Source organism: Azospirillum brasilense (assembly GCF_008365405.1).
GTDB lineage: Bacteria > Pseudomonadota > Alphaproteobacteria > Azospirillales > Azospirillaceae > Azospirillum > Azospirillum brasilense_D.
This window is the reverse complement of the sequence record NZ_QOKV01000013.1, coordinates 17,648-44,343: the sequence shown is the minus strand read 5'-3', so window position 1 is coordinate 44,343 and position 26,696 is coordinate 17,648. Positions and strand designations below refer to the sequence as shown.

Below are 26,696 nucleotides of genomic sequence, written 5' to 3'. Positions count from 1 at the left end.
GGGGCAACATTTCAGGACTGTGTCCAAGCGCTGCGACATTGTGGCCGAACGCTTGCGCATGGGTCAGAAAAGATCAATGGAATCCAGGTCGGTCGACCGGTTGTTGCAACCGCAGGACATATTCCTGTCTGCATCCGGCGTGCCATGCGACGGAATACCGCAATGCCAAGCCGTGAAACCCGGTCCTCAATAAAGGAGACGCGAAGCTTCTGCCGCAACCAGAAGGTACACCAATGGTTCTATCGGCCGAGTTCCTGGGCATGCTTCTGCTGGTCACCAGCGCCGCGGCGCTCGGCCTGTCCATCGTCATCGACGTCGGGCAGATCACGTCGGAGAAGGCGCGCCAGACCATGATGATGCGCCAGCACGACCGGAAGAAGACGGCGCTGGGCGAATGGACCCGCAAGCTGGAGCAGCGGCGGGAGGAAATGACCGCCTTTCAGGCCCGCACCACCGAATGCAACGGGCGCCGGCAGAAGGCGCTGTCGGAGCTCAGGGCGCTGGAACTCACCAAGGTGGAGTTCGTCCATGAGCTGGGCGACGGCGAGGAGGCCGGTTGTTTCTGGGCCCGGCTGACCGTGCAGGACGAATTCCCCGCCATCGAACGGCGTGACGTGATCTTCGCCCGCCAGATCTGGAGCTACCCCAACGTCGCCCATGTCTGGACCTATTCCGTCGATCAGGCGGCGGCGATGGCGCGCGTCTCCTTCACCGTGAAGAACGGCGTCCTGCCGACCCTGGTCGTTCCGCTCGCCCAGGCGCCCGACCCCGACGCGGAAGGAGCGGCGGCATGACCGGGATGATGCTCTATCTCAGCCTTGGGCTGATGGTGCTGACGGTGCTGTCCAACCGCTATTGGCGGCGGCAACTGGAAGGTCTGCGGCAGGCCCAGTTGCGCATCCGCGAGAAGATGGAGGAGGTTGGGAAGGACGTGGAGGACATCGCCACCGCCTATTCCCAGGTCACCCAAAAGCACGCCGAGGCCGAGAAACGCGCCCTGAAGGCCGAACAGGACATGCAGGCCGCCCTGAACGAGCTGGAGGCGAGGCAGGCGGCGCCGATCGTGCGCTATCACGTGTTTGACCGCTCCGAGCCTCGTCCGGGCCGGTTCTGGGAAGCCGCGGTGCGTCACTTGCCGAGCGAAGCCACCGTGATGACCGGGCAACGCGGCTGGGTGGGCATCCGCCGCTGTCTGCTGACCGCCGAAACGGAACGGGAGGTGCGCGAACGCGTCAGCGCCCGCTACCCGCGCAAGGCCGGATTCCAGGTGTTGGAGGTGGTGCCCTGCCGGGTTGCCGGCCTGTCGGTGAACCGCATCCCCGAACTCAGCACCTTCCGCCGCTCCGCCCCGCCGGAGGAAGCCGCGCGGCCTCCCCGCCGAGCCGCCGGCGGCCGTTGACACAGACACCGACGGCCCGGCGGAAGACGACTGGCCCGCGGGAAAAGGCACCGCCCTCCCCGCGGACCATCCGCGTCAGCAGTATTTGCGCAGCATCTCGCGGACCTTGTCCGCCATGTCCGGACGCTTCAGCGCGTGGGCCAGCGTGGCTTCGATGAAGCCGACCTTGTCGCCGCAGTCGTAGCGGGTGCCTTCGAAGCGCAGACCGTGGAAGGGCTGGGCGCCGATCAGCTTGGCCATCGCGTCGGTGAGCTGGATCTCGTTGCCGGCGCCACGCTGCTGCTTCTCCAAATGGTCGAACACCTCCGGCTGCAGGATGTAGCGGCCGATGATCGACAGGGTGGAGGGCGCCTCTTCCGGCTTCGGCTTCTCGACGAGGCCGCGCACGGTGGCCAGACGGCCGTCGTCCTTCTCCACGTCCAGGATGCCGTAGCTGCTGGTCCGCTCGCGCGGGACGTCCACGACGGCGACAATGTTGCCGCCCACCTCGTTGTAGGCGTCGACCATCTGCTTCAGGCAGGGGGTGTCGCCCTGGACGAAGTCGTCGGGCAGGACGATGGCGAAGGGGTCGTTGCCGATCACCGCCCGCGCACACCACACCGCGTGGCCGAGGCCCAGCGGGACCTGCTGGCGCGTGTAGAAGCAGCGGCCCGGCGCGATCTCGCTGTGGCGCACCACATCGAGGGCATCCTGCTTGCCGCGCTCCTCAAGGGTGCGGTTCAGTTCCGTGTCGGTGTCGAAATGGTCTTCGATGGCGCGCTTGCTGCGGCCCGTGACGAACACGAAATCCTCGATGCCGGCGGCCCGCGCCTCTTCCACGGCATGCTGAAGCAGAGGCCGGTCGACCAAAGGCAGCATTTCCTTCGGAATCGCCTTGGTGGCCGGCAGAAAGCGCGTACCGAGACCGGCGACGGGGAACACCACCTTGCGCACAGGCTTTCGCATTGGGGTTCTCTTGTGGTTGCTTGCGGAAATACTTCGAATATGGAGACGATTCGCAGGTTTGCAAAACGCTCGTCCAGCTTTCTGCCACAGAGAATTCGGTGGCGCAACTCCCCTTCCGTAACCCGGCAAAAGGTTAGTTGCGCAGCAGCAAATCCTTCGCTTGGTTGATCTTGGCTGCCAAATAGGTGGACCCCCCATGATCTGGGTGCACTTTCATCATCAGCCGTCGGTGAGCGTCCTTTACCTGTTCGGGTGTGGCTCCGGGCGACAACCCCAAAATATCATAGGCCTCGTCGCGGGTCATAGAACCGCCGGCGCGGCGGCCACCACTGTCCTTTGACCCGGAATTGTTCGCACCTCCAACGGATTGTTCTTCGGTGGTCTGCCAGCTGGGATGGGCACGGTCCAGCCACGCTTCCAGCACGGAGGCTGATTGCGGATCGTCGCGCCGGCAATCCTCCAGCAGCGCCAGCAGTTGCCCCAGCGTCAGCGACTCCAGCGTCCGCCCGCGCCACGGCCCGTGCAGCACCTCCCCCGCCATCGCGCCGGTGTCGTGCTGCAACGTCATCCGCAGATAGAGGGTCTCGATCTGCGAGGTCTGCCCGCCGCCCGCAGAAGCCCCGTAGGACGACGGGCGGAAGACGTCGCGCAGCGTCCGCCAGCGCGTCAGCAGCGGAAAGGCCAAGGCGCCCAGCATCATGGCGGTGCCCAGCCGCCCGGTCAGGGTCAGGACGACGACCGTCACGGCCGCCAGCGCGATGCCGCCATAGCGCACCGCCGTGGCCAGCGTCCGCGGGTCCGCGGACACGAAGACGCGGGCCAGCATGGCGAGGCCGGCCACCAGCGCGATGCCCAGGAGAAAAAACCCAAACATCCCGCTCTGTCCCATCTCTAGCCGAATCCTGCCCTATGATGCATGGCTTTGCCCCCCGCGTCCCCCCTGACCGCTCCCGAGTTGGCTGGTGAGAAGCCGCACCGCGTCGCCCCGCCCGCGGCTGTAATGCTCCAAAGCCGCCCGGCCGCCCGCCGCGTAGACGGCGACCGCGCTCAACAGGTCCCGCAATTGCTGGGCGGACGAGCCGTCGAACGGGCAATAGGCGCCGCCGCTCAGCCGCGCGATGGTCTGGAAGGCACGTTTGGCGATCAGATCCCCGCGCTCGTGGAAGATGAAGACCGGGACGCCCAGCAGCCCCAATTGGCCCGCCTGATGGGCAAGCTGATCGACGTCCTCCTCCATGCAGTCGCCGACGAAGACCAGCGCGTTGACCTTGCGGTCCCGCGTCTGCTTGATGCAGTGCCCCAGCACGCGGGCGATCTGGGTCTGGCCGGCCATGCAGGACACCGCGGTCATTCGCCGCAACAGGTCCTGCGCGTTGCCGACCCAGGGGCTGGCTTGGCATTCGCGGAATCCACGGTAATAGACGAGCTGGATGTCCAGCCCGCCCAGCGCGGAGGTCGCCTGGAACATCTCCCCTTGGATCTGGCAGGCGCGGTCCCAGGTCGGCTCGCGGCTGGCCGTGGCGTCCATGGCGAACATCAGACGCCCGCGCGGCCCCCCCGTTGCCCGAGGAAGGGCCGCCACACGGCTCAGGAAGTCGTCCACCTCGGTCTGGGTGGATCGCTGCTGCGCCGGCAGATTGTCGCGTTCACCCATCGCCCGTATCCCTTCGCGCGGTGACTCGTCATTCCGTAAAGATGGGCGGCGCGGCGGCGTAGGTCCAGACGTGTCCACAGCGCCGCTTGTTGGGCAACAGACCGTGCGCCGCTGTGGTTCCGCGGCGCGAAACCGCCGGCGGGCTTGCCCCTCCCCCCGCGCCGTGCTTGGGTGGCGCCCATGAGCGACGCCGGTACCACCTTCACCCCCGCCACGCTGCGCGCCCGAATCCTGCACGAGGACGCGGACGTCTTCATCATCGACAAGCCCGCCGGGCTGGCCGTGCACAAGGCCGGGCGGATCACCGATCATCTCGACCTCTATCTGCCCTTCCTGGCGGAAGGGGGGGCGGAGGGGGACGGCACGCCGCCGCGGCTGGCCCACCGGCTGGACCGCGACACGGCGGGTTGCCTCGTGCTCGGGCGATCGCTCTGGGCGTTGAAGCGGCTGGGCGACATGTTCGCCGCCGGCCATGTCGAGAAGTCCTACTGGGCGGTCAGCGAGGGCATCCCGGAGGAGGCGGAGGGGGTCATCGACTTCCCGCTGCTGAAACTGCTGATCCCCGGCGCCTGGAACATCGTGACGCACCCCACCGGCCAGCCCGCCGTCACCCAATATAGGGTGCTGGGAACCGGCAACGGGCGGGCGTGGCTGGAACTGAGGCCACGGACCGGGCGCACCCACCAGCTGCGCGTCCACAGCGCGGCCATCGGCTGCCCACTGGTCGGGGAGCCATACTACGGCCCGGTGCGTGTGCCGCCGGGGAACCTGCATCTGCTGGCGCGGTCGGTCACCTTCACCATGGCCTTCGACCGCGAGCCGGTCACCGCCGTGGCGCCGCCCCCACCGCACATGCGGGACGCGCTGACCGCCTGCGGCTGGACGGAACAAAGCGGGACGTAACAGTCAGCGCCCGACCTCGGTGACGCCGTCGGCCAGCCAGACCATGCGGCCAAGCTCCGCGTCGCCGCCACGCAGGGCCTTGCCCTTGCCGACCACCGTCCGTCCGGTGTTGTCCTGGATCGGCCCGCGGAAGACGGCGGCGTTGCCGTTGGCGAGCTGCATCCGCGCCGCGTCGGCGTGGGCCCGCGCCTCCACCCCCACCGCCGGGCCGTAGGCGGTGTTGCGCACGAAACCCTGGTCGAAGCCGCCCTGGCGCAGATGCTTCCACGGCTTTCCTGCGGCGATCAGCGCGACGGTCTCGGCATAGGCCTTCTCCCAGGCCCATTCGGCCCCGGTCAGGAAGCCCTGCGGCGCGAAGGCCGACAGGTCGGTGTGCAGGCCGCAGCACAGGATGCCGTGCGCCTCCGCCACCTCGCAGACCGGGCGCGCTCCGTCGAGCTGGGCGGCCAGCACGTCGGCCCCGCCATCGGCCAGCGCGCGGGCAGCCTCCGCGACCTGCCGCGGCGTCGCCGTCTCGCCGACGAAGGCGACGCGCAGCGCGGCTGCGGAATCGGCGCGCCGGGTGCCCAGCGCAAAGGCGTTCACGCAGCGCAGCACGTCCGGCGCGGGGTGGGAGGCGACGAGGCCGATTGTTTTGGCACGGCTGGCGTAGCCGGCGACAAGACCGGAGATGTGCTGCGCCTCGTCGAGATAGCCTTCGAAGAAGCCGGTGTTGATCGGCAGGCGGTCGCGGTCCAGCGGCGCGCCGGAAAACAGGAACACCGTGTCGCGGTGGGCGTCGGCCTGGGCCAGCAGCCCCGGCAGCGCGTCGCCCGCGGCGGTGACGATGACGACCCGGCAGTTCTGGGGACCGACCAGTTCCTCCGCCGTGGCGGCCAGCGTGCCGGCGGCGTGCTCACGCTCCTCCAGCCGCAGGCCGGGCAGGCCGGTCAAGGCGCGGGCGGCCTCCGCATGGGCCTGGTTAAAGCCGAAATCCGCGCGGTCGCCGCAATAGAGGACGCCGACACCAAGGGCGGACGGTGCCGAGGATGCCGATTGCCCAAACGCCTGGGACGCCGTCGGAAGCATGGCCGCGGCCCCGAAGGCGCCTCCGAAAGCCCGGAGGACGTCCCGGCGGTTATGGACCCGGCGGTTAGGGATCAATGTCTTCATGCCCGCCTCCCGATGACGGGGGACTATAACCTCCGGAAGGCGGTCAAACCAAGCAATTCGCCTCAATTCCCATTCCGGAGCCCTCCTGTAGCCTTTAAAGGGGCGGCCTTAGAAATGGAATCGGCATTCCATCCGGCCAATGCAGCAGATGGCTGGCGCAGCGGCGGCAATCGCTGCTGCCGAAGCCGGGGATCGGCACCGGCAGGCCGGACAGCGTCGCCACCAGGGCGCATTCGTCGCCTCCGGGCACGATCCAGGCGCCGAGCATCCGGCCCGCCACGGTCAGCCGGTCGATGTGCCAGCGCTCCGGCTTGTCCCGGCGGAAATGGCGCCCGACCCGCGCCCGCAGGCCACCCGGGCCTCGCGCGCTGCCGCAATAGAGGTAACGGCCCGGCGCCAGCACGCGCTCCGGCTTGCCGGGCAAGCGAAAGGGCAGTTCCTGCTCCAGGACGATCAGCAGCGCATAGGCGCCGGGCTCGGACGGCAGGGTGTCGGGGCGTTCGTGGAATTGAGGATCGGACAGCATGGCCGCGCCAGTCTACCGCTGCCGAAGCGTCGGGGCACCTGTGCTAATCGGACCTTTCACCCCAGCGGCGCGCTCTGCTATCACGCCCGCATCATGTCCCTGCTCGACCCGCTGTTCCGCCAGCATCTCGACCGCCTCGACCGGCGCCACGCGCGCCGCCATCTGCTGCCCGTGCGCCCGGAGGGGGCGGGGCGCATCCGGCGCGGCGGGCGGACGCTGCTGAACTTCTCCAGCAACGACTATCTCGGCCTCGCCTCCCACCCCCTGCTGGTGGAGCGCGCCGGCGACTGGACGCGGCGCTGGGGGGCGGGGGCCACGGCGTCGCGCCTCGTCTGCGGCACGCTGGAGCTTCACGCGGAGGTCGAGGCGAAGCTCGCCCGGCTGAAGGGGACGGAGGCGGCGCTGCTGTTCAATTCCGGCTGGCAGGCCAACGCCGCGGTCCTGCCCGCCCTGTTCGACCGCGAGCTTCTGGGCGGCGACGCGCTGGTCTTCACCGACCGGCTGAACCACGCCAGCCTGCACCATGGCTGCGCCGCCGCCGGGGTGCGGCAGATCCGCTTCCGCCACAACGACCTCGATCATCTGGAAACCTTGCTGGTCCAGCGCGCGGGGGAGCCGGGCACGCGCTTCATCGTGACGGAGAGCGTCTTCAGCATGGACGGCGACCGCGCCGACGTGCCGGCGCTGGCCGCCCTGGCGGAGCGGCACGGCGCCTTCCTGTTCCTCGACGAGGCGCACGCGACCGGCGTGCTCGGCCCGCGCGGCATGGGACTGGCGGCGCTGGGCGAGGGGCGCATCGACCTCGCCATGGGGACCTTCAGCAAGGCGCTGGGCGGCTTCGGCGCCTATGTGGCGGGGTCGAGGGCACTCTGCGACTATCTGGTGAACCGCTGCGGCGGTCTGATCTACGCCACCGCCCTGCCGCCCGCCGTGCTGGGGGCGATGGATGCGGCGCTCGACCTCGTGCCGACGCTGGACGCCGAGCGCGCCCGGCTCCAGGCCATGGCCGAGCGGCTGCGCGCCGCCTTCCACGGGCTGGGCATCGCCACGGCGGGATCGAGCACGCAGATCGTCCCGGCCATCACCGGAGCGGAGGAGGACGCCCTGGCGCTCAGCCGGCGGCTGGAGGAGAGCGGCATCCTGGGCATCGCCATCCGCCCGCCGACCGTGCCGCCGGGCACCAGCCGCCTGCGCTTCGCCCTCTCCGCCGCCCACACGGACGCCGACCTGGAGACGCTGATGGACGCGGTGGCCGACGCCTGGAGCCCGCGATGACCCAGCGGGCAATGACTGCGCCGCTGCTCGTCTTCGTCCATGGCTGGGGGTTCGGCCCCGCCGTCTGGGACGCTGTGCGGGAGGCCATTCCAGAGGGGGAAAGCGTGGCGGTGGATCTCGGCTTCTACGGCCCGCCGTCGCTTTCCGCCCTTCCCGCCGGACGCCCCGTCATCGCAGTCGGCCATTCCTTCGGAGGGCTGTGGCTGCTGCACGAGCGGCCCTTCGCCTGGGACGGGCTGGTGCTGGTCAACGGCTTCCCCCGCTTCACCGAGGGCGACGGCTTCGCCCCTGCCACGCCGCGCCGTGTGTTGGACCGCATGATCGCGCGCTTCGACACCGCGCCGGAGGCGGTGACCGCGGACTTCCTGCGCCGCTGCGGCGCCGAGGCCCCGCTGCCTGAGGGGCTGGATGCGGCCCGGCTGGGCGAGGCGTTGCGGGCGCTGCGCGACTGGGACGCCCGCGATGCGCTCACCGGCCCGGCGCTGGCCCTGGCGGGGACGCAGGACCCCATCGTGCCGCCAGCCATGACCGAACAGGCGTTTCGCGGCCATCTTACCCCTCTCCCTTCTGGGGAGAGGGTGGCGCCGAAGGCGCCGGGTGAGGGGGTTCTCGGGGAACCGGACGATCAGGCATTGCGCAACCCCCTCACCCTAACCCTCTCCCCAGGGGGGAGAGGGAATGGTGGATGCCGTCGGATTTCGGTCGAATGGCACTACGAGGGCGGGCATCTGCTGCCGCTGACCGCGCCGGGCTGGTGCGCCGAGCGGATCGCCGCCTTCGCCGCCGGACTGACGGCATGACCGCCGACCCGCGCAAGGCCGCCATCGCCGCCGCCTTCGGCAAGGCCGCCTCCCGCTACGAGGAGCACGCCGCCGTGCAGCGCATCGCGGCGGAACGTCTGGCGGAGCGCGTCGCCCACCTCCCCCTGCCGCCCCGCCCCCGCGTGCTGGAAATCGGCTGCGGCACCGGCTTCCTCAGCCGCGCCCTGCGCGAGCGGATCGGGCCGGCGGACTGGCTGCTCACCGACCTGTCGCCGGACATGCTGGCGCGCTGCCGCGCCGCGCTGGGCGACCCGACCGATTCCGCGTTCCGGATCATGGACGGGGAACAGCCGGACCTCGACGGCCCCTTCGACCTGCCCTTCGACCTGATCGTCTCAAGTCTCGCCCTGCAATGGTTCCGCAACCCCGCAGCCGCCCTGACGCGCTGGTCGGAAATGCTGGCGCCGGGCGGGCGCATCGCCGTCGCCACGCTCGCCGCCGACAGTTTCCGGGAGTGGCGGGAGGCCCACCACGCGCTGGGGCTTGAGGCCGGGGTGCCCGCCTACCCCACCCGCCACGCCCTCGACCGGCTGTGGCCCGCCGGGGGCCGCGGAGCGGTGGAGGAAGAGCGGCTGCTCCGCCGTCATGCCGACGGTCTGGAGTTCCTGGCCGAACTGAAGGGCATCGGCGCCCATCTGCCGGCGGAGGGCCGCCGCCCCCTGCCGCCGGGCGCCCTGCGCCGCGTGCTGCGCCGGCTGGAACGGCCGGAAGGACTGACCATGACCCACCACATCGCCTACGGCCTGTTCCGCAAGGACGGCGCCCAGCCCCGCGGGGTATTCGTCACGGGCACAGACACCGGCGTCGGCAAGACGCTGGTCTCCGCCGTGCTCGCGCGGGCCTGGGACGCCGCCTATTGGAAGCCGCTGCAAACCGGCCTGAAGGACGAACCGGGCGACACCCCCACCGTGGCCGCCCTCGCCGCCCTGCCCGCGGACCGCGTGCATCCGCCGGCCTACGCGCTGGCCGAGCCGCTGTCCCCGCACGCCGCGGCGGAGCTGGAAGGCGTCGCCATCGACGCTGATGCCCTGGCCCTGCCCGACACCGACCGCCCGCTGGTGGTGGAGGGGGCCGGCGGGCTGCTGGTGCCGGTGACGGAGGACGTCTTCATCATCGACCTGATCGCCCGCTTCGGCCTGCCGGTGGTGCTGGTGGCGCGCAGCACGCTCGGCACCATCAACCACACGCTGCTCAGCCTGGAGGCGCTGCGGGCGCGCGGGCTGGCGGTGGTCGGGGTGGTCCTGAACGGCCCGCCCAACCCCGGCAACCGCGCCGCCATCGAGCGGTTCGGCAAGGTCCGCGTGCTGGCCGAAATTCCAACGCTCGACCGAATCGACGCCGAAACCGTCGCCGAGGCGGCGGCGCTCATTCCTTCCTTCGACAGCGTGTTCCCATGACCGATACCATCGCCTTGGATCGCCGCCACGTCTGGCATCCCTTCACCCAGGCGCAGACCGCGCCGGAGCCGCTGGCCGTCACCCACGGCAAGGGAGTCAGCCTGTTCACCGAGGACGGGCGGGAGATCCTCGACCTCATCTCCTCCTGGTGGGTGAACCTGCACGGCCACGCCCACCCGGCCATCGCCGGAGCCATCGCGGAGCAGGCGCACCGGCTGGAGCAGGTGATCTTCGCCGATTTCACCCATTCCCCCGCCGCCCGCCTCGCCGCTCGGCTGGCCGAGGTGCTGCCGGGCGGCCTCGACCGCGTCTTCTACTCCGACAACGGCTCGACCGCGGTGGAGGTAGCGCTGAAGCTCGCCTGGCAGTACTGGCGCAACAAGGGCGAGGTCCAGCGCCGCCGCTTCCTCGCCTTCGAGGGCAGCTACCACGGCGACACCTTCGGCGCGATGGCGGCGGGGGTCGGCTCCGGATTCTATGAACCGTTCCACGAGCTGCTGTTCGCCGTCGACCGCATGCCCTACCCCGCCACCTGGGACGGCGACCCGGAGGTCGAGGCCAAGGAGGCCGCGGCGCTGGATTGGCTCGACCGCTGGCTGACCGCCAACGGGGCGGAGCTGGTCGCCGTCATCATCGAACCGCTGGTCCAGGGCGCGTCCGGCATGCGCTTCTGCCGCCCGGAGTTCCTGCGGGCCATGGCGGCGCGGGTGCGGGCGGCCGGCGCGCTGGTGATCTTCGACGAGGTGATGACCGGCTTCGGCCGCACCGGCGCGCTGTTCGCCAGCCACAAGGCCGGAGTGGCACCGGACCTGATCTGCCTGTCCAAGGGGCTGACCGGCGGCTTCCTGCCGCTGTCGGTCACCGCCTGCGGCGCTTCGATCTACGAAGCGTTCCTCGGCGCCGGCTTCGACCGGGCCTTCGCCCACGGCCACAGCTTCACCGCCAACCCGCTGGGCTGCGCCGCCGCACTGGCCTCGCTGGAGCTGACCACCTCGGCGGAGACCGCCGCCAACCTCGCTCGCATCGAGACGCGGCACCGCGCCGCCATCGCCGACCTGTCCAGCCACCCGAAGCTGTCGCGCGGGCGCGTCATGGGCACCATCGCCGCCATTGAGGTGAACGACGCGCAGGGCTACACCGCCGCGGTCGGGCAGACGCTGAAGCGCTTCTTCCTGGAGCGGGGATTGCTGCTGCGGCCGCTCGGCCCCGTGATATACCTGCTGCCGCCCTACTGCGTGACGGACGGGCAGCTGGACCGCGCCTACGCCGCGATCCGCGACGCCGCCGACACCCTTCTCTGATTCGCTTTTCCCGAGGACCGACCATGCCCGACACCGCCATGCAGACCGCGGATTCCATGACCACCGCCGCCACCGCCGCCCGGCGCTGGACCCGCGACGACATCCTGGCCCTGTTCGAGCTGCCCTTCATGGAGCTGCTGCACCGCGCCCACGAGACGCACCGCCAGCACCACGACCCGAACAAGGTCCAGCTCTCCACCCTGCTGAACATCAAGACCGGCGGCTGTCAGGAGGACTGCAAGTACTGCGCGCAGAGCGTGAAGTACGACACCGGCGTCGAGGCGGAGAAGCTGCTGGACCGCGCCCAGGTGCGCGCCGCCGCGGAGAAGGCCAAGCAGGCGGGCGCCGGACGCTTCTGCATGGGTGCCGCGTGGCGGGAGCTGAAGGACCGCGACGTCGAGAAGCTGGCGAACATCGTCCGCGACGTGAAGGAGATGGGGCTCGAGGCCTGCATGACGCTGGGCATGCTGACCCGCCCGCAGGCCGACGCGCTGAAGGACGCCGGGCTCGACTACTATAACCACAACCTCGACACGTCGGAGGAGTTCTACGAGCAGATCGTCTCCACCCACAGCTACCGCGACCGGCTGGACACGCTGGCCAACGTCCGCGACGCCGGGCTGAAGGTCTGCTCCGGCGGCATCGTCGGGCTGGGGGAGAGCCGCACCGACCGCGCCGGCCTGCTGGAGACTCTGGCGAACCTGTCGCCGCAGCCGGAAAGCGTGCCGATCAACAAGCTGGTGTCGGTCGCGGGCACCCCGCTGGGCGGTGTCGACGCGCTGGACGCCTTCGAGTTCATCCGCACCATCGCGGTCGCCCGCATCCTGATGCCGCGCTCCTACGTCCGCCTGTCGGCGGGCCGCCGCTCGCTCAGCGACGAGGGACAGGCGCTCTGTTTCTACGCGGGCGCGAACTCCATCTTCTATGGCGACAAGCTGCTGACCACCGGCAATCCGGAGCATGAGGCCGACCGGCGGCTGTTCGACCGGCTGGGGCTGGAGGCCGACGGCGGCGCCCACTGACGCGCCGGCGTCCCCGGTCCCTGCGCAAGAATCGCCAGGGGGAGGACGCCGAGCATGGACGACATCGCCGCCAAAGCACCCAAGACCCACTACACCTCGGCCGAGGTCACGGCCCTGTCGCATCTCTACAGGGCCGAGATCTACCGCAGCACCGTCTGGCGGACCCGGCTGGACGCCACCACCAACTGGGCGGTGGTGACCACCGGCATCGCCCTGTCGCTGACCTTCAGCAGCGCCACCGCCTCCCCCCTGCCGCTGGTGCTGGTGGGGCTTCTGGTTGCCGTGTTCCTCTACATCGAGGCGCGGCGCTACCGCTTCTTCGACTTCTGGCGGATCCGCGCCCATGTGCTGGAGCTGTATTTCCTCGGCCCCATCCTGCGCGGCCAGGGCGACCAGTTCGCCCGAGGCTGGAACGAGACGCTGTTCCAGGACTACCAGAACCCCAACCTGCACATCACCTACCTGGAGGCGGTGGGCCGCCGGCTGCGGCGGAACTACGGTTGGATCTTCCTGATCCAGGTGGTGGCCTATCTGGGCAAGCTGATGATCCACCCGGTGCCGCTGTCGAGCCTGGACGAGCTGTTCGCACGGGCGACCATCGGGCCGGTGCCGGGGGAGATCGTCTTGCTCTGCGGCCTCGCCTTCCACGGCACTTGGATGGCCATCGCCTTCCGGACCTTCCGCAGCCGCCGCGGCGCCGACCGCGAGCGCCCGCCCCCGCCGGCCACCGACGCCGTGCTGGATCTTGCCCGCGGTCCGTGAGGGCCATGACGGATTTCCCTTTTCGCGCAAGGGATAAGGGGTAGTTTTCCGTCCGGCCTGCCCCTTTCGCGCACCGTGGCATAAATGGGATCAGCACCGTCGCGCTCACGCTATGCAACGGATCGTCTTGTGTTCTCCTTCCGCGGGGGGCTAGAAGGGGCTCCATCGGATGCGGTTGCGCGGTCATACCAGAAGGACACCCGTTCGCCGGGCTGATCTTCACCGGTTCCCCGCACAGCCGACGGCCGGACGACCATAGAGGTGAACGAGGATTTCACGATGGCGAGCCAGGGCGAGAACAAGTGGGTTTACTGCTTCGGTGCCGATGCCACCGAAGGCCGGGCGGACATGAAGAACCTGCTCGGCGGTAAGGGAGCCAATCTGGCCGAGATGGCCAATCTGGGCCTCCCGGTTCCTCCGGGTTTCACCATCACAACCGAGGTCTGCACCTATTTCTATGCCAACGGCCGCAACTATCCGCCGGAGCTGAAGGCCCAGGTGGACACCGCGGTCAAGCAGCTGGAGCAGGCCATGGGCGCCACCTTCGGCGATCCGGCCAACCCGCTGCTGGTCTCGGTGCGCTCCGGCGCCCGCGCCTCCATGCCGGGCATGATGGACACGGTGCTGAATCTCGGGCTGAACGACGCGACCGCCGCCGGCCTCGCCAAGCGCTCGGGCGACGCCCGATTCGCCTACGACAGCTACCGCCGCTTCATCCAGATGTACTCGAACGTGGTGCTGGACGTTGACCACCACCATTTCGAGGAGATTCTGGACAACCACAAGCGCGACAAGAACCACAACCTCGACACCGACCTGAGCGCCGCCGATTGGCAGGCCGTCATCGAGGACTACAAGAAGGCCGTCGAGCACGAGCTCGGCAAGCCCTTCCCGCAGGACGTTCAGGAGCAGCTGTGGGGCGCCGTCGGCGCCGTGTTCGGCTCGTGGATGAACGCCCGCGCCATCACCTACCGCAAGCTGCACGACATCCCCGCCGACTGGGGCACCGCCGTCAACGTGCAGTGCATGGTGTTCGGCAACATGGGCAACGACTGCGCCACCGGCGTGGCCTTCACCCGCAACCCGTCCACCGGCGAGAACGCCTTCTACGGCGAGTACCTCGTCAACGCCCAGGGCGAGGACGTGGTGGCCGGCATCCGCACGCCGCAGCACCTGACCATCGCCGGCAAGGAGGCCAACAAGTCCGACCTCCCCGCGATGGAAGAGGTCATGCCGGAGGTCTTCAACCAGCTGAACGAGGTTCGCCTCACGCTGGAGAAGCACTACCGCGACATGCAGGACATCGAGTTCACGGTCCAGCAGAACAAGCTGTTCATGCTGCAGACCCGCAACGGCAAGCGCACCGCCCCGGCGGCGCTGAAGATCGCCGTCGATCTCGCCAGCGAAGGGCTGATCGACAAGGCCGAGGCCGTGCGCCGCATCGACCCGGCCTCGCTCGACCAGCTTCTCCACCCGACGCTGGACCCGAAGGCGGAGCGCAAGGTCATCGCCAAGGGCCTGCCGGCGTCGCCGGGTGCCGCCTCGGGCAAGGTCGTCTTCACCGCCGACGAAGCGGAGACGCTGGCCGGCCAGGGCGAGGCGGTCATCCTCTGCCGCGTCGAGACCTCGCCTGAGGACATCCACGGCATGCACGCCGCCCGCGGCATCCTGACCACCCGCGGCGGCATGACCAGCCACGCCGCCGTGGTGGCCCGCGGCATGGGCCGCGCCTGCGTGTCGGGCGCCGGTGACCTGCGCGTGGACTACAAGTCCAAGATCATGTCGGTCCGCGGCGTCACCATCAAGGAAGGCGACATCGTCACCATCGACGGCTCGACCGGCGAGGTGATGCTGGGCCAGGTGCCGACGATCCAGCCGGAGCTGTCGGGCGACTTCGCCACGCTGATGGGCTGGGCCGACTCGCTGCGCCGCATGAAGATCCGCACCAACGCGGAAACCCCGCTGGACGCCCGCACCGCGCGGAAGTTCGGCGCGGAGGGCATCGGCCTGTCGCGCACCGAGCACATGTTCTTCGACCCGGACCGCATCCTGGCGGTGCGCGAGATGATCCTGGCCGAGAACGAGGCCGGCCGCCGCGCCGCTCTGGCCAAGCTGGAGCCCTTCCAGAAGAAGGACTTCGTCGAGCTGTTCACGATCATGTCGGGCCTGCCGGTGACCATCCGCCTGCTCGACCCGCCGCTGCACGAGTTCCTGCCCAACACCGAGGCGGAGATGGCGGAGGTCGCCAAGGCCACCGGCACCGACCAGCTCAAGGTGAACCACCGCGTGGTGCAGCTCCACGAGGCGAACCCGATGCTCGGCCATCGCGGCTGCCGCCTCGGCATCACCTACCCCGAGATCTACGAGATGCAGGCCCGCGCCATCTTCAGCGCGGTCGCCGAGGTCTCCAAGACCACGGGCGAGACGGTGATGCCGGAGGTCATGATCCCGCTCATCGTCACCAAGACGGAGCTGGACATCCTCAAGGCGGTCATCGACCGCGTCGCCAAGGAGGTCATGGACTCGACCGGCGTCACCTTCGAGTACATGGTCGGCACCATGATCGAGCTGCCGCGCGCCGCGCTGAAGGCCGGTGAGATCGCCGAGACGGCGGAGTTCTTCTCCTACGGCACGAACGATCTGACCCAGACGACCTTCGGCCTGTCGCGCGACGACGCCGGCGCCTTCCTGCCGGAGTACCAGCGCCAGGGCATCCTGGAGCACGACCCGTTCCAGACGCTGGACCAGGACTGCGTGGGCGAGCTGATCGCCATCGCCACGGAGCGCGGCCGCAAGGTCCGTCCGAACATCAAGCTCGGCATCTGCGGCGAGCATGGCGGCGACCCGGCCTCCATCTCCTTCTGCGAGAAGGTCGGGCTGGATTACGTGTCCTGCTCGCCCTACCGCGTGCCGATCGCCCGTCTGGCCGCCGCCCAGGCGGCGCTCGACGCCGACACGGTGAAGCGCGACTGACCGGTACCCGACGACGCGAAGGCCCCCACCCCTGGGGGCCTTCGTTTTTTGAGGGATGGTTCCGTGGACACTGACGCCGCCCTTCCGACCCGGCACATCGACTTGTTGACCGACCGCCTCGTCGCCTGTCTCGACGAGGGCGACGGCCCCGCCGCGGCCCGCGCCGCGGTGGTGGCGGTCCATTCGGGTCCGCGCTCCTGGACCGCCGGCATCGCCCGCGGCGGCGCAGCACCTCCGCCGGTCACCGCCCGCTTCCTCGTCTACAGCATCACCAAGACCCTGTCCGCCGCCGCCCTGCTGCGCTTGTGCGGGCGGGGCCTGATCGACCTCGACGCTCCGCTGGACCGCTGGTTGCCGGACTTCGCGGCGGCCGACCGGATCACCCTGGCCCAACTGCTCGCCCACCGCGCCGGGCTGCGCAATTACGGCGGCAGCCCCGCCTACCACGCCGCCGTGCGAGCGGGCGAAGAGCCGTGGAGCGAGGACGGCTTCCTGGAGCGCTGCCGCGCCGCCGACCTGTTCGCCCCGCCGGGCCGGGAGTTCTCATACTCCAACATCGGCTATCTGCTGGCGAAGCGCGTGCTGGAGCGGGCCACCGGCCTGCCCTTCGCCCAGGCCCTCGACCGCGAGCTGTTCCGCCCGCTGGGCCTGACCGGCTGGTCGGTGCCGACGGAGCGCGGCGACCTGTCCGGCCTGTGGACCGGCCCCAGCCCCTATCTCGGCGGCAAGGGCGGTCCGCCCGCCGACGTGGCCGCCCTCTACCATCCCGGCTGGGTGGCCCACGGCGTGGTGGCCGCGACGGCGGAGGACATCGCCGGCCTTATCCATGCGCTGTTCGCGGACGGCCTGCTGCCCGACGCCCTGGCGGCGCGGATGCAGGACTCCTTCCCGGTGCCGGGAACGATGCGCGGGCGCCCCTGGGTGGAGCCGGGCTACGGCCTCGGCCTGATGGTAGAGTGCGACGCGCAGGCCGGCCCCTATTGGGGACACACCGGCGGCGGGCCGGGCGGATCGGCCTGCGCCTATCACTTCCCAGCCCGCAAGCCGGGGGAGGAGCCGGTGACCGTCGCCCTCTTCACCGATGGCGAGGACAACGACCAGGCGGAATGGATGACCGTGGAAGCCGCGGAAATCCTGCGGGAGTGACCCGTCAGCGCCGCTCGAACAGCTCCATTTCCCCTTCCATCGGGGTGCGTCGCAGCGCCTGGAGATAGTCCATCTCCTGATGCACCGTCTCCCGCTCCGCCTCGGGACGCAGCAGGCGGCGGAAGGCCCGCCCGGTGGCCGGAAAGAAATGGACGCGCCGCCCCTTGTCCCCGCCCAGATCCTGAACGGCCAGCGCCAGCCCCTCCCGCCGCACATAATCCACCGCGAAGGCGGCGTTGGCGGCGCCGACGTCCAGGCTGGTGTCGATGACGCGGGCCGCCCCGAACAGCTTGACCTCCATCCGCTCGCGGCGGGCGCCGCGCTCCAGCAGGTCGTTGATCAGCCACTCCATCGCCACGCTGCCGTAGCGGGTCGCCACCCCATACCCCTCGCCGCCGGATGGGGAGCCGGGCAGCAGGAAATGGTTCATGCCGCCGACCCGAGCCACCGGATCGTTGACGCAGGCGGCGACACAGGAGCCGAGCGTGGTCACCAGCATGTCGTCGTCGCGGCCGGAGATCCGGTGATGACCCAGCACCACCGGCACCACATAGGCCCCGAACTCGCGGTCCAGATAGCTGCCGTCCGCGCGCGGCCCGTCGCCTTCCGCACCACGGCGGTCGAATCCAGCGGAGGATTGGAAGTGAAGCGGTCCGGACAGAGGCATCACCGTCAGCCTCAAAGGAGCAGAAACGTCGACGATGGTAGCCCGTGGTACTTAAAGAAAATACAACAAGTCCGTATGCTCCACCGTCCTGGTCGGCCCCGGGGGCTGCGTCACAGCAGAACGACCCAGGACGCCTCCCGCCCCTTCGGCGCGGCGCGCGCCCGCAGCAGCACCCGCTGTCCGGAGTCCAATCCGGTCAGGTTGCAGCGGCGCAGGACGCTCTTGTGGACGAAGACGTCCTTGGCTCCGTCGTCCGCCGTGACGAATCCGAAACCCTGCTCCGGCTTGAACCACTTCACGGTGCCCGTCAGCTCTTCCTCGGGGCCGGATGCCGCGTCGCGGTGCGCGTTGCGACCTTCAGTGGGGGTACCGGTGCTCATCACCTCCAGGATATCGGTCACCTGCGGCCCTTTGCCACCCGGAAGCACCCGGCACAGAAGCTCGGCCCCCTCGCCGATCTCGTGCAGCCCGGCCCGGTTCAGAACGGAGATGTGAAGAAAGGCGTCAGCCGTGCCGTCCTGCGGCGCCGCGAAGCCGAAGCCCTTGACCGGATCGAACCATTTCACCAGGACCCGGACCTGAACGCCCTCGCCCGAGAAAGGAGCGTCCAGAACGCCGCTGGAGTGCGGATCGGCTGTAGACACGAGTCCGAACCTTTCGGTCGAGGCGCCAAGCGCGGTGAATCGGGTTCGACGCCACCCGGCATCGCCGGATCATCCGCCAAGCATGAATTTAGCCACACGGAAAATAGGGTTTCCAGCGTAATTTTTTCTTCACATCCGCCGTTTGCCTCTGGCGGCGGCCCCGTCACAGGGACCATTTCTCCGGATGACGGGTTACAAAAAGGGCTACAATGCGCCAAAGGGCCCCTCCACAAGCCTGAACAGGCACCGGGGCCGAACAAGAGCCGAACAAGGGAGGGAAGAGGATGATGGGGGATGCGGCCCGCAGACTGCCGGACCAGAGCTGGACCCTGGGCTACCCGCCCGACGTGGACTGGAACGCGCCGATTCCGGTGAAACCGCTGACCGCGCTGCTTGAGGACACGGCGGCCCGTTTCGCGGAGCGTCCCTTCCTAGACTTCATGGGCAAGCGCTCGACCTATGCGGAGGTGGCGCGGATGGTGGACCGCGCCGCCCGCGGCTTCCAGGCGATCGGCGTCGGCAAGGGCGTGCGCGTCGGGCTGTTCCTGCCCAACACGCCCTATTACGTAATCTGCTATTTCGCGATCCTGAAGGCCGGCGGGACGGTGGTGAACTTCAACCCCCTCTACGCCGAGCGGGAGCTGCACCACCAGATCACCGACAGCGGCGTCGAGCTGATGGTCACGCTGGACCTCACGGTGCTCTACGGCAAGATGGCGCGCATGCTCGCCGAATCGGGGTTGAAGCGGCTGGTCGTCTGTCCGATGGCCGACATCCTGCCCTTCCCCAAGAACTGGCTGTTCCCCATCGTGAAGCGGGCGGAGGTCGCGCGCATCCCCGCCGACGACCGTCACCTGTCCTTCCGCCGGCTGGTCGCCAACGACGGCGCCCCGAAGCCGGTCGCCATCGACCCGGCGGAGGACGTGGCGGTGCTGCAATACACCGGCGGCACCACCGGCGTGCCCAAGGGCGCCATGCTGACCCATGCCAACCTCTACGCCAACACCGAGCAGTGCAGCCTGTGGTTCGTCGGCGCGCGGCAGGGGGAGGAGCGGATGCTGGGCGTCCTGCCCTTCTTCCACGTCTTCGCTATGACCGTGGTGATGAACTTCAGCATCCGCATCGGGGCGGAGATCGTCATGCTGCCCCGCTTCGAGCTGGACCAGGTGATGGAGACCATCCACGCCAAGAAGCCGACGCTGTTCCCGGCGGTGCCGACCATCTACACGGCGATCAACCACCACAAGCATCTGGAGAAATACGACCTCTCCTCGATCCGCTACTGCCTGTCGGGCGGCGCCCCCCTGCCGGTGGAGGTCAAGGAGGCGTTCGAGCGGAACACCGGCTGCGTCCTGGTGGAGGGCTACGGCCTGTCCGAGTCCTCCCCCGTCGCCACGGCGAATCCGATAACCGGGTTGAACAAGGCCGGCTCCATCGGCCTGCCCCTGCCCGGCACGCTGATCGAGATCGTCAGCCTGGAGGAGCCGCGCCGCGTCCTGCCCGTCGGCGAGAAGGGCGAGGTGTGCATCCGCGGCCCGCAGGTCATGAAGGGTTACTGGAACAAGCCGTCGGAAACGGCGCTGACCCTGGTGGAGGGGCGCCTGCACACCGGCGACGTCGGTTTTATGGATGAGGACGGCTACACCCACATCGTCGACCGCATCAAGGACATGATCCTGTGCAGCGGCTTCAACGTCTACCCGCGCAACGTCGAGGAGGCGATCTATCTGCACCCCGCCGTCGCCGAATGCGTGGTCGCCGGACTGCCCGACGAGTATCGCGGCCAGACGGTGAAGGCCTACATCCGCGTTGACGACGGCAAGACCCTGACGCGGGAGGAGCTGATCGACTTCCTCAAGGACAAGCTCTCTCCCATCGAGATGCCCAAGGCGGTCGAATTCCGCGGCGAACTGCCCAAGACAATGATCGGCAAGCTGTCCCGCAAGGCCTTGCTCGACGAGGAGGAGGCGCGGCGGCGCGCGATGTGAGCGGTCCCTGTTCCGCGTCCTGGCACAGCCTGCCGCGCACCGCCCTCACCGGCGTCCCACCTTCCACAGTCCGGCTGACACAACACCACCAAAAGCTGGCAAGGCACTTTATTTCGCGGGCGCGGTCGCCAGGGTGACCTTGTTCATGAAGTTCTCCGCCTGTCCCTTCACGACCAGCGGGAAGGCGTCGGCGACGGCGTCGATCAGCGGGTCGAGCCAGCTCTGCTCGGCCTTGGCAAAGTCGTGCAGCACATAGCCGCTGACCCGGTCCTTGTCGCCGGGATGACCGATGCCCAGGCGGATGCGCCAGTACTCCTTGCCGAGATGCGCGTCGATGGAGCGCAGGCCGTTGTGCCCGCCATGGCCGCCGCCTTTCTTGACGCGGATCTTGCCGGGCGGCAGGTCCAGCTCGTCATGGATGACGACGACGTCCTCGGGCTTCATCTTGAAGAACTGAACGGCGGCGGTGACCGACTGGCCGGACAGGTTCATGAAGGTCAGCGGTTCCAGGGCGATCACCTTCTCGCCCCCGATCGTGCCCTCGGCGGTCTGGCCCTGGAAGCGCTTGCGCCAGGGGCCGAAGCCGTGGCGGCGGGCGATCTCCTCCACCGCCATGAAGCCGATGTTGTGCCGGTTGCGCGCGTATTCGGCGCCAGGGTTGCCCAGTCCCACCAGCAGCAGCATGGCGCAGTCTCCTCATCTCGGAACGGCGTGAGCCGGAAACGAAACAGGGGGCCGAAGCCCCCTGTCGCAAACACCCAAAGGTGGCTTCCAATCAGGAAGCAGCAGCCTCGGTGCCCTCTGCCTCTTCGGACTTCAGGCCCGACGGGGCGACGATCGTGGCGATCGTGAAGTCGCGGTCGGTGATGGTCGAGGCGACACCCTCCGGCAGCTTCACCGAAGAAATGTGGATCGAATCGCCGACGTCGTAGCCCTCGCAGGAGATCGTGATCTGCTCCGGGATGTTGCCGGCGGAGACGGTCACGTCCAGCTCGTGGCGGACGATGTTGAGCACGCCGCCGCGCTTCAGGCCCGGCGACTTCTCCTGGTCGACGAACTCGACCGGAACCTGCACGGTGGTGCGGGTTTCGGCGGAGACGCGCAGGAAGTCGACGTGCAGCGGGACGTCGGTGACCGGATGGAACTGCACGTCGCGCGGCAGGACCCGGTGGGTGGCGCCATCGACGGTGACGTCGAACAGGTGCGTGAAGAAGCCCGCCTGGTTCAGAACACGGGTGAACGTGAACTTCTCCAGCGAAATCATGATGGGGGCCTGCTTGCCACCGTAGATCACGGCCGGGATACGGCCATCACGACGGGTCTGGCGGGCGGTCCCCTTGCCGGCCCGGTCGCGCGCTTCGGCGCTGAGCGGAACGATCTGCGTCATCGGAAGAACTCCTTGAACGGAAAAAAGCGCCAGCCTCCAGGGGTGCTGACGCGTGGGCGCGGTGATTAAGCCATGCGGGGCGCGGCGTCAAGGAAAGAGTCCGGAAACTCCCGGATGGCCCTTATGAAAAGATGGCGCCCATGAAAAAAGCCCTTCCCCCGCGGAGGGGAAGGGCTTTTCGCGTGGTAGGCCGGCGCCGTTAGGAGAACAGGCTCGACACCGAACGCTCCTCGCTGATCCGGGTGATCGCGTCGGCAAGCAGCGGGGCGATGGTGAGCTGGCGGATGTTGCGGGACACGCGCACGGCCTCGGTCGCCTGGATGCTGTCGGTGGTGACCAGCTGCTCCAGCGGCGACACGGCCACGCGGGCCACCGCACCGCCCGACAGGACGCCGTGGGTGCAATAGGCGTGGACCGACTTCGCGCCGGCGTCCATCAGGGCGACCGCGGCGTTGCACAGCGTGCCGCCCGAATCCACGATGTCGTCGAGCAGGATGCAGCGGCGGTTCTTGACGTCGCCGATGATGTTCATCACCTCCGACACGCCGGCGCGCTCACGCCGCTTGTCGATGATGGCGAGATCGGCGTCCAGCCGCTTGGCCAGCGAGCGGGCGCGCACCACGCCGCCGACGTCGGGCGACACCATCGTCACCTCGCCGATGTCCTCGAAGGTCGCGCGGATGTCCTTCTCGAACACCGGGGCGGCCATCAGGTTGTCGGTCGGGATGTCGAAGAAGCCCTGGATCTGGCCCGCGTGCAGGTCCATGGTCAGCACGCGGTTGGCGCCGGCCTGGGTGATCAGGTTGGCGACCAGCTTGGCCGAGATCGGCGTGCGCGGGCCGGTCTTGCGATCCTGGCGCGCATAGCCATAGTAGGGGAGGACCGCCGTGATGCGCCGGGCCGACCCGCGACGCAGGGCGTCGATGGTGACCAGCAGCTCCATCAGGTTGTCGTTGGCCGGGAACGACGTCGACTGGACCACGAACACGTCTTCGCCGCGCACGTTCTCCAGGATTTCGACGAACACCTCCATGTCCGAAAAACGGCGGATGCTCGCTTTGGTCAGCGGCACGCCGAGACAGGTGGAGATGGCCTCGGCCAGCGGACGGTTGCTGTTGCCGGCAAGCACCTTCATCGCAGTCGGCTCTCTCTGCAGGGAATAGGTTCCGGTGCGCCCGTCAGTCCCTTGCCGACGCCGCCCCTTGAAAACGCGGCGGACCATAACAAAGGGGCGCACCTATGTAAACGTTCCATGACGGGCGGTTCAAGACGCCGCAGCCAGCCGGCCCTGCGATTCCCGCATGGCGCAAGCGTGGCGGCAGGCGGTGGGCGAGGGCCGCCCGCGCATCACCGCACCGCGAACTTCGCAAGGTGCGATTTCATGGGCAGGTCGGCCTTCACGAAATGGTCGAAGAACCAGAATTGCAGAAGCTCGTCCGCTTTGCCCTTCACATAGGCGTACTCGAAGGCGGACTCCTCGGCGTCCACCTGCCCGATGATGTCGTCCAGCAGGGTGGCCAGCCGGCGGTGCTGCGCCCGGTGCTCCTCCAGATGCGGGTAGCGCATCGAAGCCTGGACCCGCTCCTCCCGCAGGAAATGGCGGACCGAGACGCGGCGCAGCTCGCTCAGCAGAGCCAGCGCCGGCTTGCGCTCGGATTCCTCGCCCGGCAGGGCGACGAAGCGGCGGATCAGCTCGTGCTGCATCCGGTGGTCGGCGTCCAGCCCGCCGTTGTCGAGCACCATCCGCGCGCTGCGCCAATCGCCCCGCCCGTCGCCTCGAAGCGTGTCTTCCCGGTGCGTGTCCATCGTCATGCCGGCGTCTCCCCCTCCGGAATGCCCTTACCCTTGAGAATCAATCTTACCCGAAATGGGTCGTATCGCAATCAGTCAGAGGTAAGAACAATTTTAGGGCGCAGGATCTTTCTTACGTGCTCAGCCCTGAAGGACGATGGCCGAGAGGCCGCGCCCATAGTCCTTTTCGCCACGCAGGCAGGACCGGCGGTAGCTGAAGAAGCGGTCCTCCTCGACCACCGTGTCGTTGGGGCAGCGCTGGATGATCTCCACCCCGGTGTCGCCCAGGCGGCGGGTGATGTAGCCGGCCAGATCGAACAGGAAATGGTCCGGACGGCGGGCCGGCGCGAAATAATCGCGGTTGCGCGGGTCTTCTTCCAGGAAGGGGGCGGGAAATTCCGGCCCGACCTCGTAGGAGCGCTGGGCGATGCAGGGCCCGATGGCGGCGACGATGCGGCTGCGCTTGGCGCCCAGCTCCTCCATGCGCGCGATGGTCGCTTCCAGCACGCCGCCCTTGGCGCCCTTCCAGCCGGCGTGGGCGGCGCCGATGACGCGGGCCTTTTCGTCGGCGAACAGCACCGGGGCGCAGTCGGCGGTCAGGATGCCCAACGCGATGCCCGGACGGTCGGTCGCCATGGCGTCGGCGTGGGGCGCCTGATCGGGGGTCCAGGGCTCGGTGACGGCGATGCAGGTCGGGCTGTGCACCTGATAACAGGTGACGAGCCGTTCCGGCGGAACGTCCATGCGGGCCGCGGCGCGCGCACGGTTCTCCGCCACGGCGGCGGGCGCATCTCCGGACCCGAAGCCGACGTTCAGCGAGGCGTACAGCCCCGCCGACACGCCGCCGGTGCGGGTGAAGAAGGCGTGTCGGATGTGGGTGATGTCGTTCAGCGCGCCAAGCGTAATCACGAACCCGTCCCTTTGCTGTCGCGGTCTCTTGTTAGGATGCCAGTTCCGGGCTTTCGAAGCCCGCCGGAGGCCCCAAGCCGGGCGAGGCGAGGGCCAACACCTTGAAGAGGGTGCCCATTTGGTCGGGCGCGATCAAGCGGGCCAGTGCGGAGTCGATGTCCGTAGCCTGCTTCGCCGTGGCGCTGCGCTTCAGCGCGGCAGCGCGCGGCTGGATGCCCAGCCGGATCAGCCAGTCGCCCTGGTCCACCGGGCCGAAGCCCTCCGCCCCACCCTCGCGCGCCGCCGCGGCGATGGCGGCGAAGTCCACATGAGCGGTCAGATCGGCCTCGCCCGGCGCGTCCAGCACCGGGGCGTAGGCGTGGCGGCGCAACGCCTGGAGCGTGTCGCCGACCGCCGGCCCGCCGCGGTAGCCGTAGTCGATCGCCAGGGCCGCGCCGGGGTGGGCGGCCAGACGCTCCCCGATCAGGCGGGCCACCGCCTGCGAGGCCGGAGAGACCTCGACCACGCTGCCCTCCGGCGCGTCGCGCAGGGCCGGCGGGATCAGCCGGGCTCCGGCGCTGCCGAAGGCCTCCAGGACGAAGCGGAAGCGGGGCGTTTCGGCGGATGCGGCGGGGTCGATGTCGATCAGCCGCTCGAACCAGCCATGGTTGGTCTTCTGGACCTGACGGATCGGCAGGGCGTCGAAGAACTCGTTGGCGAGGATCAGGGTCGGGCCTTCGGGCACGTCCTCCAGCCGGTCGTGCCAAGCGACCGAAAGGCCAGCCAGGGTTTCCTTCTGGCGGGCGCGCAGCGTCGGGCTGGTCTCGACGAGATGGACCTGGGCGGCCTCGCGGAAGGCGGGGACCAGCGCGGCGGCGCGCAGGGCGTCCTGCATCAGCGTGCCGCGGCCCGGCCCGAGCTCCACCAGATGGAAGAGGGCGGGGCCGCCCAGCCGCGCCCAGGTATCGACGCACCACAGCCCGGCCAGCTCGCCGAACATCTGGCTGATTTCCGGGGCGGTGGTGAAGTCGCCGGACACGCCGAAGGGGTCCTGGCGCATGTAGTAGCCGAATCGCGGATGCCCCAGCGCCTCCGCCATGAAGGCGGCGACCGACAGCGGCCCGTCCATCAGGATGCGGCGGGCGAGGTGGTGGGCGAGGCTGTCCGGGGCGGCATCACTCATGACGGAACCTTCCGACCTCAGACGGCGGCGGGGCGGCGGCGGGCCTGGGCGACCAGCCAGACACCGAACAGAACCATCGGCACCGACAAAAGTTGTCCCATCGTCGCCCCGGCGTAGAGGAAGCCGAGCTGCGCGTCTGGCTCGCGGAAGAACTCCGCGATGATTCGCGACAGGCCGTAGCCGATGAAGAAGATGCCCGCGGTCATCCCCGCCCGCCCGCGCACGGCGGGCATCCGCACCAGGATGGCCAGGAGGACGAACAGCACCGCCCCTTCCAGAAAGGATTCGTAGAGCTGGCTGGGGTGCCGCGGCACCTGCAGCGGGTCGCGCGGAAACACCACCGCCCAGGACACGTCGGGCGCCGGGCGGCCGTACAGCTCGCCGTTGATGAAGTTGGCGATGCGGCCGAAGAACAGCCCGATGGGAGCCGCCGCCGCGATCAGGTCGCCGAAGGCCAGCGGCGACAGGCCGCGCTTCCAGCAGAACAGCAGGATCGCGCCGAGGACACCGATCAGCCCACCGTGGAAGGACATCCCGCCGTGCCAGACCATCAGCGCGTCGAGCGGATTCTGGAGGTAGAAGGGCAGGTTGTAGAACAGCACGTAGCCGATCCGCCCGCCCAGGATGACGCCGACCACGGCCCAGGTCAGGAAGTCGTCGTAATCCTCCGCCGAGGGGCGGCCCGGCGTGCTGCGGGCCAGCGCCAAGCAGTAGCGCCAGCCGAGCACGAAGCCCGCCAGATAGGCCAGCGCGTACCAGCGGATGACGATCGGCCCGAGTTCGAACGCCACGGGGTCGATGGCGGGGAAGGCGATGGCGAGCATGCGCGGCGGGTGCCTTTTGTTGTTTGGGCGTTTCCCCAGACGGGGAGA

General features: G+C 69.1%; 26 protein-coding genes. 12 read left to right on the top strand and 14 right to left on the bottom strand.

The window, feature by feature from the left end; translation table 11 throughout:
- The first annotated feature begins 233 nt into the window (after window positions 1-233).
- Both DS837_RS19290 and DS837_RS19285 read left to right on the top strand, forming a co-directional pair.
- Window positions 234-794 carry a hypothetical protein gene (locus DS837_RS19290; RefSeq protein ID WP_149166252.1) on the top strand — a complete coding sequence of 187 codons (561 nt, stop codon included), beginning with the start codon at window positions 234-236 and terminating at the stop codon, window positions 792-794.
- Window positions 791-1,399, top strand: coding sequence for a hypothetical protein (locus DS837_RS19285; RefSeq protein ID WP_149166251.1), 609 nt, complete (start codon window positions 791-793; stop codon window positions 1,397-1,399). The genes DS837_RS19290 and DS837_RS19285 overlap by 4 nt, the downstream gene beginning before the upstream one ends.
- Before the next feature lie 75 nt (window positions 1,400-1,474).
- Here the strand turns inward: DS837_RS19285 and galU are convergent, their stop codons facing one another.
- From galU to DS837_RS19270, 3 genes are all read right to left on the bottom strand, one after another.
- Window positions 1,475-2,344 (bottom strand): UTP--glucose-1-phosphate uridylyltransferase GalU, encoded by an 870-nt coding sequence (galU, locus tag DS837_RS19280; RefSeq protein WP_149166250.1) that lies wholly within the window; start codon window positions 2,342-2,344, stop codon window positions 1,475-1,477.
- Between the two features lie 133 nt (window positions 2,345-2,477).
- Entirely contained in the window at window positions 2,478-3,218 is a 741-nt protein-coding gene (locus DS837_RS32780; protein ID WP_170295909.1) for a DnaJ domain-containing protein, read from the bottom strand.
- 33 nt (window positions 3,219-3,251) lie between these two features.
- Window positions 3,252-3,998: a VWA domain-containing protein gene (locus DS837_RS19270; RefSeq protein WP_149166248.1), complete on the bottom strand. Its 747-nt coding sequence runs from the start codon at window positions 3,996-3,998 to the stop codon at window positions 3,252-3,254.
- A 180-nt stretch (window positions 3,999-4,178) separates the two neighbouring features.
- Between DS837_RS19270 and DS837_RS19265 the strand changes: the two genes are divergently transcribed.
- A complete protein-coding gene (locus tag DS837_RS19265) occupies window positions 4,179-4,901 on the top strand; it encodes an RluA family pseudouridine synthase (RefSeq protein WP_149166247.1) in 723 nt (240 codons plus the stop codon).
- Window positions 4,902-4,904: 3 nt separating this feature from the next.
- On the opposite strand, the gene DS837_RS19260 is transcribed toward DS837_RS19265, so the two are convergent.
- Both DS837_RS19260 and DS837_RS19255 read right to left on the bottom strand, forming a co-directional pair.
- Window positions 4,905-5,969 carry a BMP family ABC transporter substrate-binding protein gene (locus tag DS837_RS19260; RefSeq protein WP_247890027.1) on the bottom strand — a complete coding sequence of 355 codons (1,065 nt, stop codon included), beginning with the start codon at window positions 5,967-5,969 and terminating at the stop codon, window positions 4,905-4,907.
- Window positions 5,970-6,147: 178 nt separating this feature from the next.
- Window positions 6,148-6,579, bottom strand: coding sequence for a GIY-YIG nuclease family protein (locus tag DS837_RS19255; protein ID WP_149166245.1), 432 nt, complete (start codon window positions 6,577-6,579; stop codon window positions 6,148-6,150).
- A 93-nt stretch (window positions 6,580-6,672) separates the two neighbouring features.
- Between DS837_RS19255 and bioF the strand changes: the two genes are divergently transcribed.
- The 8 genes from bioF (at window position 6,673) to DS837_RS19215 (ending at window position 17,276) form a co-directional block, all read left to right on the top strand.
- Entirely contained in the window at window positions 6,673-7,854 is a 1,182-nt protein-coding gene (gene bioF, locus DS837_RS19250) for an 8-amino-7-oxononanoate synthase (RefSeq protein WP_149166244.1), read from the top strand.
- Complete coding sequence (locus DS837_RS19245; RefSeq protein ID WP_149166243.1) at window positions 7,851-8,654, top strand: alpha/beta fold hydrolase; 804 nt, start codon at window positions 7,851-7,853, stop codon at window positions 8,652-8,654. Before bioF ends, DS837_RS19245 begins: the two co-directional genes overlap by 4 nt.
- A complete protein-coding gene (gene bioD, locus DS837_RS19240) occupies window positions 8,651-10,072 on the top strand; it encodes a dethiobiotin synthase (protein WP_149166242.1) in 1,422 nt (473 codons plus the stop codon). The genes DS837_RS19245 and bioD overlap by 4 nt, the downstream gene beginning before the upstream one ends.
- A complete protein-coding gene (bioA, locus tag DS837_RS19235; protein WP_149166241.1) occupies window positions 10,069-11,373 on the top strand; it encodes an adenosylmethionine--8-amino-7-oxononanoate transaminase in 1,305 nt (434 codons plus the stop codon). Before bioD ends, bioA begins: the two co-directional genes overlap by 4 nt.
- Before the next feature lie 23 nt (window positions 11,374-11,396).
- On the top strand, window positions 11,397-12,395 hold the full coding sequence (gene bioB, locus DS837_RS19230) for a biotin synthase BioB (protein WP_149166240.1): 999 nt from the start codon (window positions 11,397-11,399) through the stop codon (window positions 12,393-12,395).
- A gap of 54 nt (window positions 12,396-12,449) precedes the next feature.
- Window positions 12,450-13,157, top strand: a complete 708-nt coding sequence (locus DS837_RS19225; RefSeq protein ID WP_149166239.1) for a DUF2270 domain-containing protein — start codon at window positions 12,450-12,452, stop codon at window positions 13,155-13,157.
- Between the two features lie 279 nt (window positions 13,158-13,436).
- A complete protein-coding gene (gene ppdK / locus DS837_RS19220) occupies window positions 13,437-16,130 on the top strand; it encodes a pyruvate, phosphate dikinase (protein ID WP_149166238.1) in 2,694 nt (897 codons plus the stop codon).
- A gap of 63 nt (window positions 16,131-16,193) precedes the next feature.
- A complete protein-coding gene (locus tag DS837_RS19215; RefSeq protein WP_149166237.1) occupies window positions 16,194-17,276 on the top strand; it encodes a serine hydrolase domain-containing protein in 1,083 nt (360 codons plus the stop codon).
- A gap of 4 nt (window positions 17,277-17,280) precedes the next feature.
- On the opposite strand, the gene DS837_RS19210 is transcribed toward DS837_RS19215, so the two are convergent.
- Together DS837_RS19210 and DS837_RS33115 are read right to left on the bottom strand one after the other, a co-directional pair.
- Window positions 17,281-17,943 carry a chemotaxis protein gene (locus tag DS837_RS19210; protein WP_149166236.1) on the bottom strand — a complete coding sequence of 221 codons (663 nt, stop codon included), beginning with the start codon at window positions 17,941-17,943 and terminating at the stop codon, window positions 17,281-17,283.
- 110 nt (window positions 17,944-18,053) lie between these two features.
- Window positions 18,054-18,587 carry a cold-shock protein gene (locus tag DS837_RS33115; RefSeq protein WP_282187579.1) on the bottom strand — a complete coding sequence of 178 codons (534 nt, stop codon included), beginning with the start codon at window positions 18,585-18,587 and terminating at the stop codon, window positions 18,054-18,056.
- Between the two features lie 287 nt (window positions 18,588-18,874).
- Here DS837_RS33115 and DS837_RS19200 point away from each other — a divergent pair, with 287 nt between their 5' ends.
- Entirely contained in the window at window positions 18,875-20,575 is a 1,701-nt protein-coding gene (locus DS837_RS19200; RefSeq protein WP_247890040.1) for a long-chain-fatty-acid--CoA ligase, read from the top strand.
- Between the two features lie 108 nt (window positions 20,576-20,683).
- Here the strand turns inward: DS837_RS19200 and pth are convergent, their stop codons facing one another.
- The 7 genes from pth to lgt all read right to left on the bottom strand — a co-directional run bounded on the left by pth (window position 20,684) and on the right by lgt (window position 26,648).
- The gene (gene pth / locus DS837_RS19195) at window positions 20,684-21,259 is read right to left on the bottom strand and encodes an aminoacyl-tRNA hydrolase (protein WP_035682595.1); all 576 of its coding nucleotides are present in this window, start codon (window positions 21,257-21,259) and stop codon (window positions 20,684-20,686) included.
- A 91-nt stretch (window positions 21,260-21,350) separates the two neighbouring features.
- A complete protein-coding gene (locus DS837_RS19190; RefSeq protein ID WP_149166234.1) occupies window positions 21,351-21,962 on the bottom strand; it encodes a 50S ribosomal protein L25/general stress protein Ctc in 612 nt (203 codons plus the stop codon).
- Between the two features lie 199 nt (window positions 21,963-22,161).
- Window positions 22,162-23,097, bottom strand: coding sequence for a ribose-phosphate pyrophosphokinase (locus DS837_RS19185; RefSeq protein ID WP_014199935.1), 936 nt, complete (start codon window positions 23,095-23,097; stop codon window positions 22,162-22,164).
- Between the two features lie 212 nt (window positions 23,098-23,309).
- Window positions 23,310-23,774, bottom strand: coding sequence for a bacteriohemerythrin (locus DS837_RS19180; RefSeq protein WP_149166233.1), 465 nt, complete (start codon window positions 23,772-23,774; stop codon window positions 23,310-23,312).
- A gap of 120 nt (window positions 23,775-23,894) precedes the next feature.
- On the bottom strand, window positions 23,895-24,662 hold the full coding sequence (gene pgeF / locus DS837_RS19175) for a peptidoglycan editing factor PgeF (RefSeq protein ID WP_149166232.1): 768 nt from the start codon (window positions 24,660-24,662) through the stop codon (window positions 23,895-23,897).
- Window positions 24,663-24,693: 31 nt separating this feature from the next.
- Entirely contained in the window at window positions 24,694-25,824 is a 1,131-nt protein-coding gene (locus DS837_RS19170) for a class I SAM-dependent methyltransferase (RefSeq protein ID WP_149166231.1), read from the bottom strand.
- Window positions 25,825-25,841: 17 nt separating this feature from the next.
- Complete coding sequence (lgt, locus tag DS837_RS19165) at window positions 25,842-26,648, bottom strand: prolipoprotein diacylglyceryl transferase (protein WP_119508358.1); 807 nt, start codon at window positions 26,646-26,648, stop codon at window positions 25,842-25,844.
- Window positions 26,649-26,696: the final 48 nt, after the last annotated feature.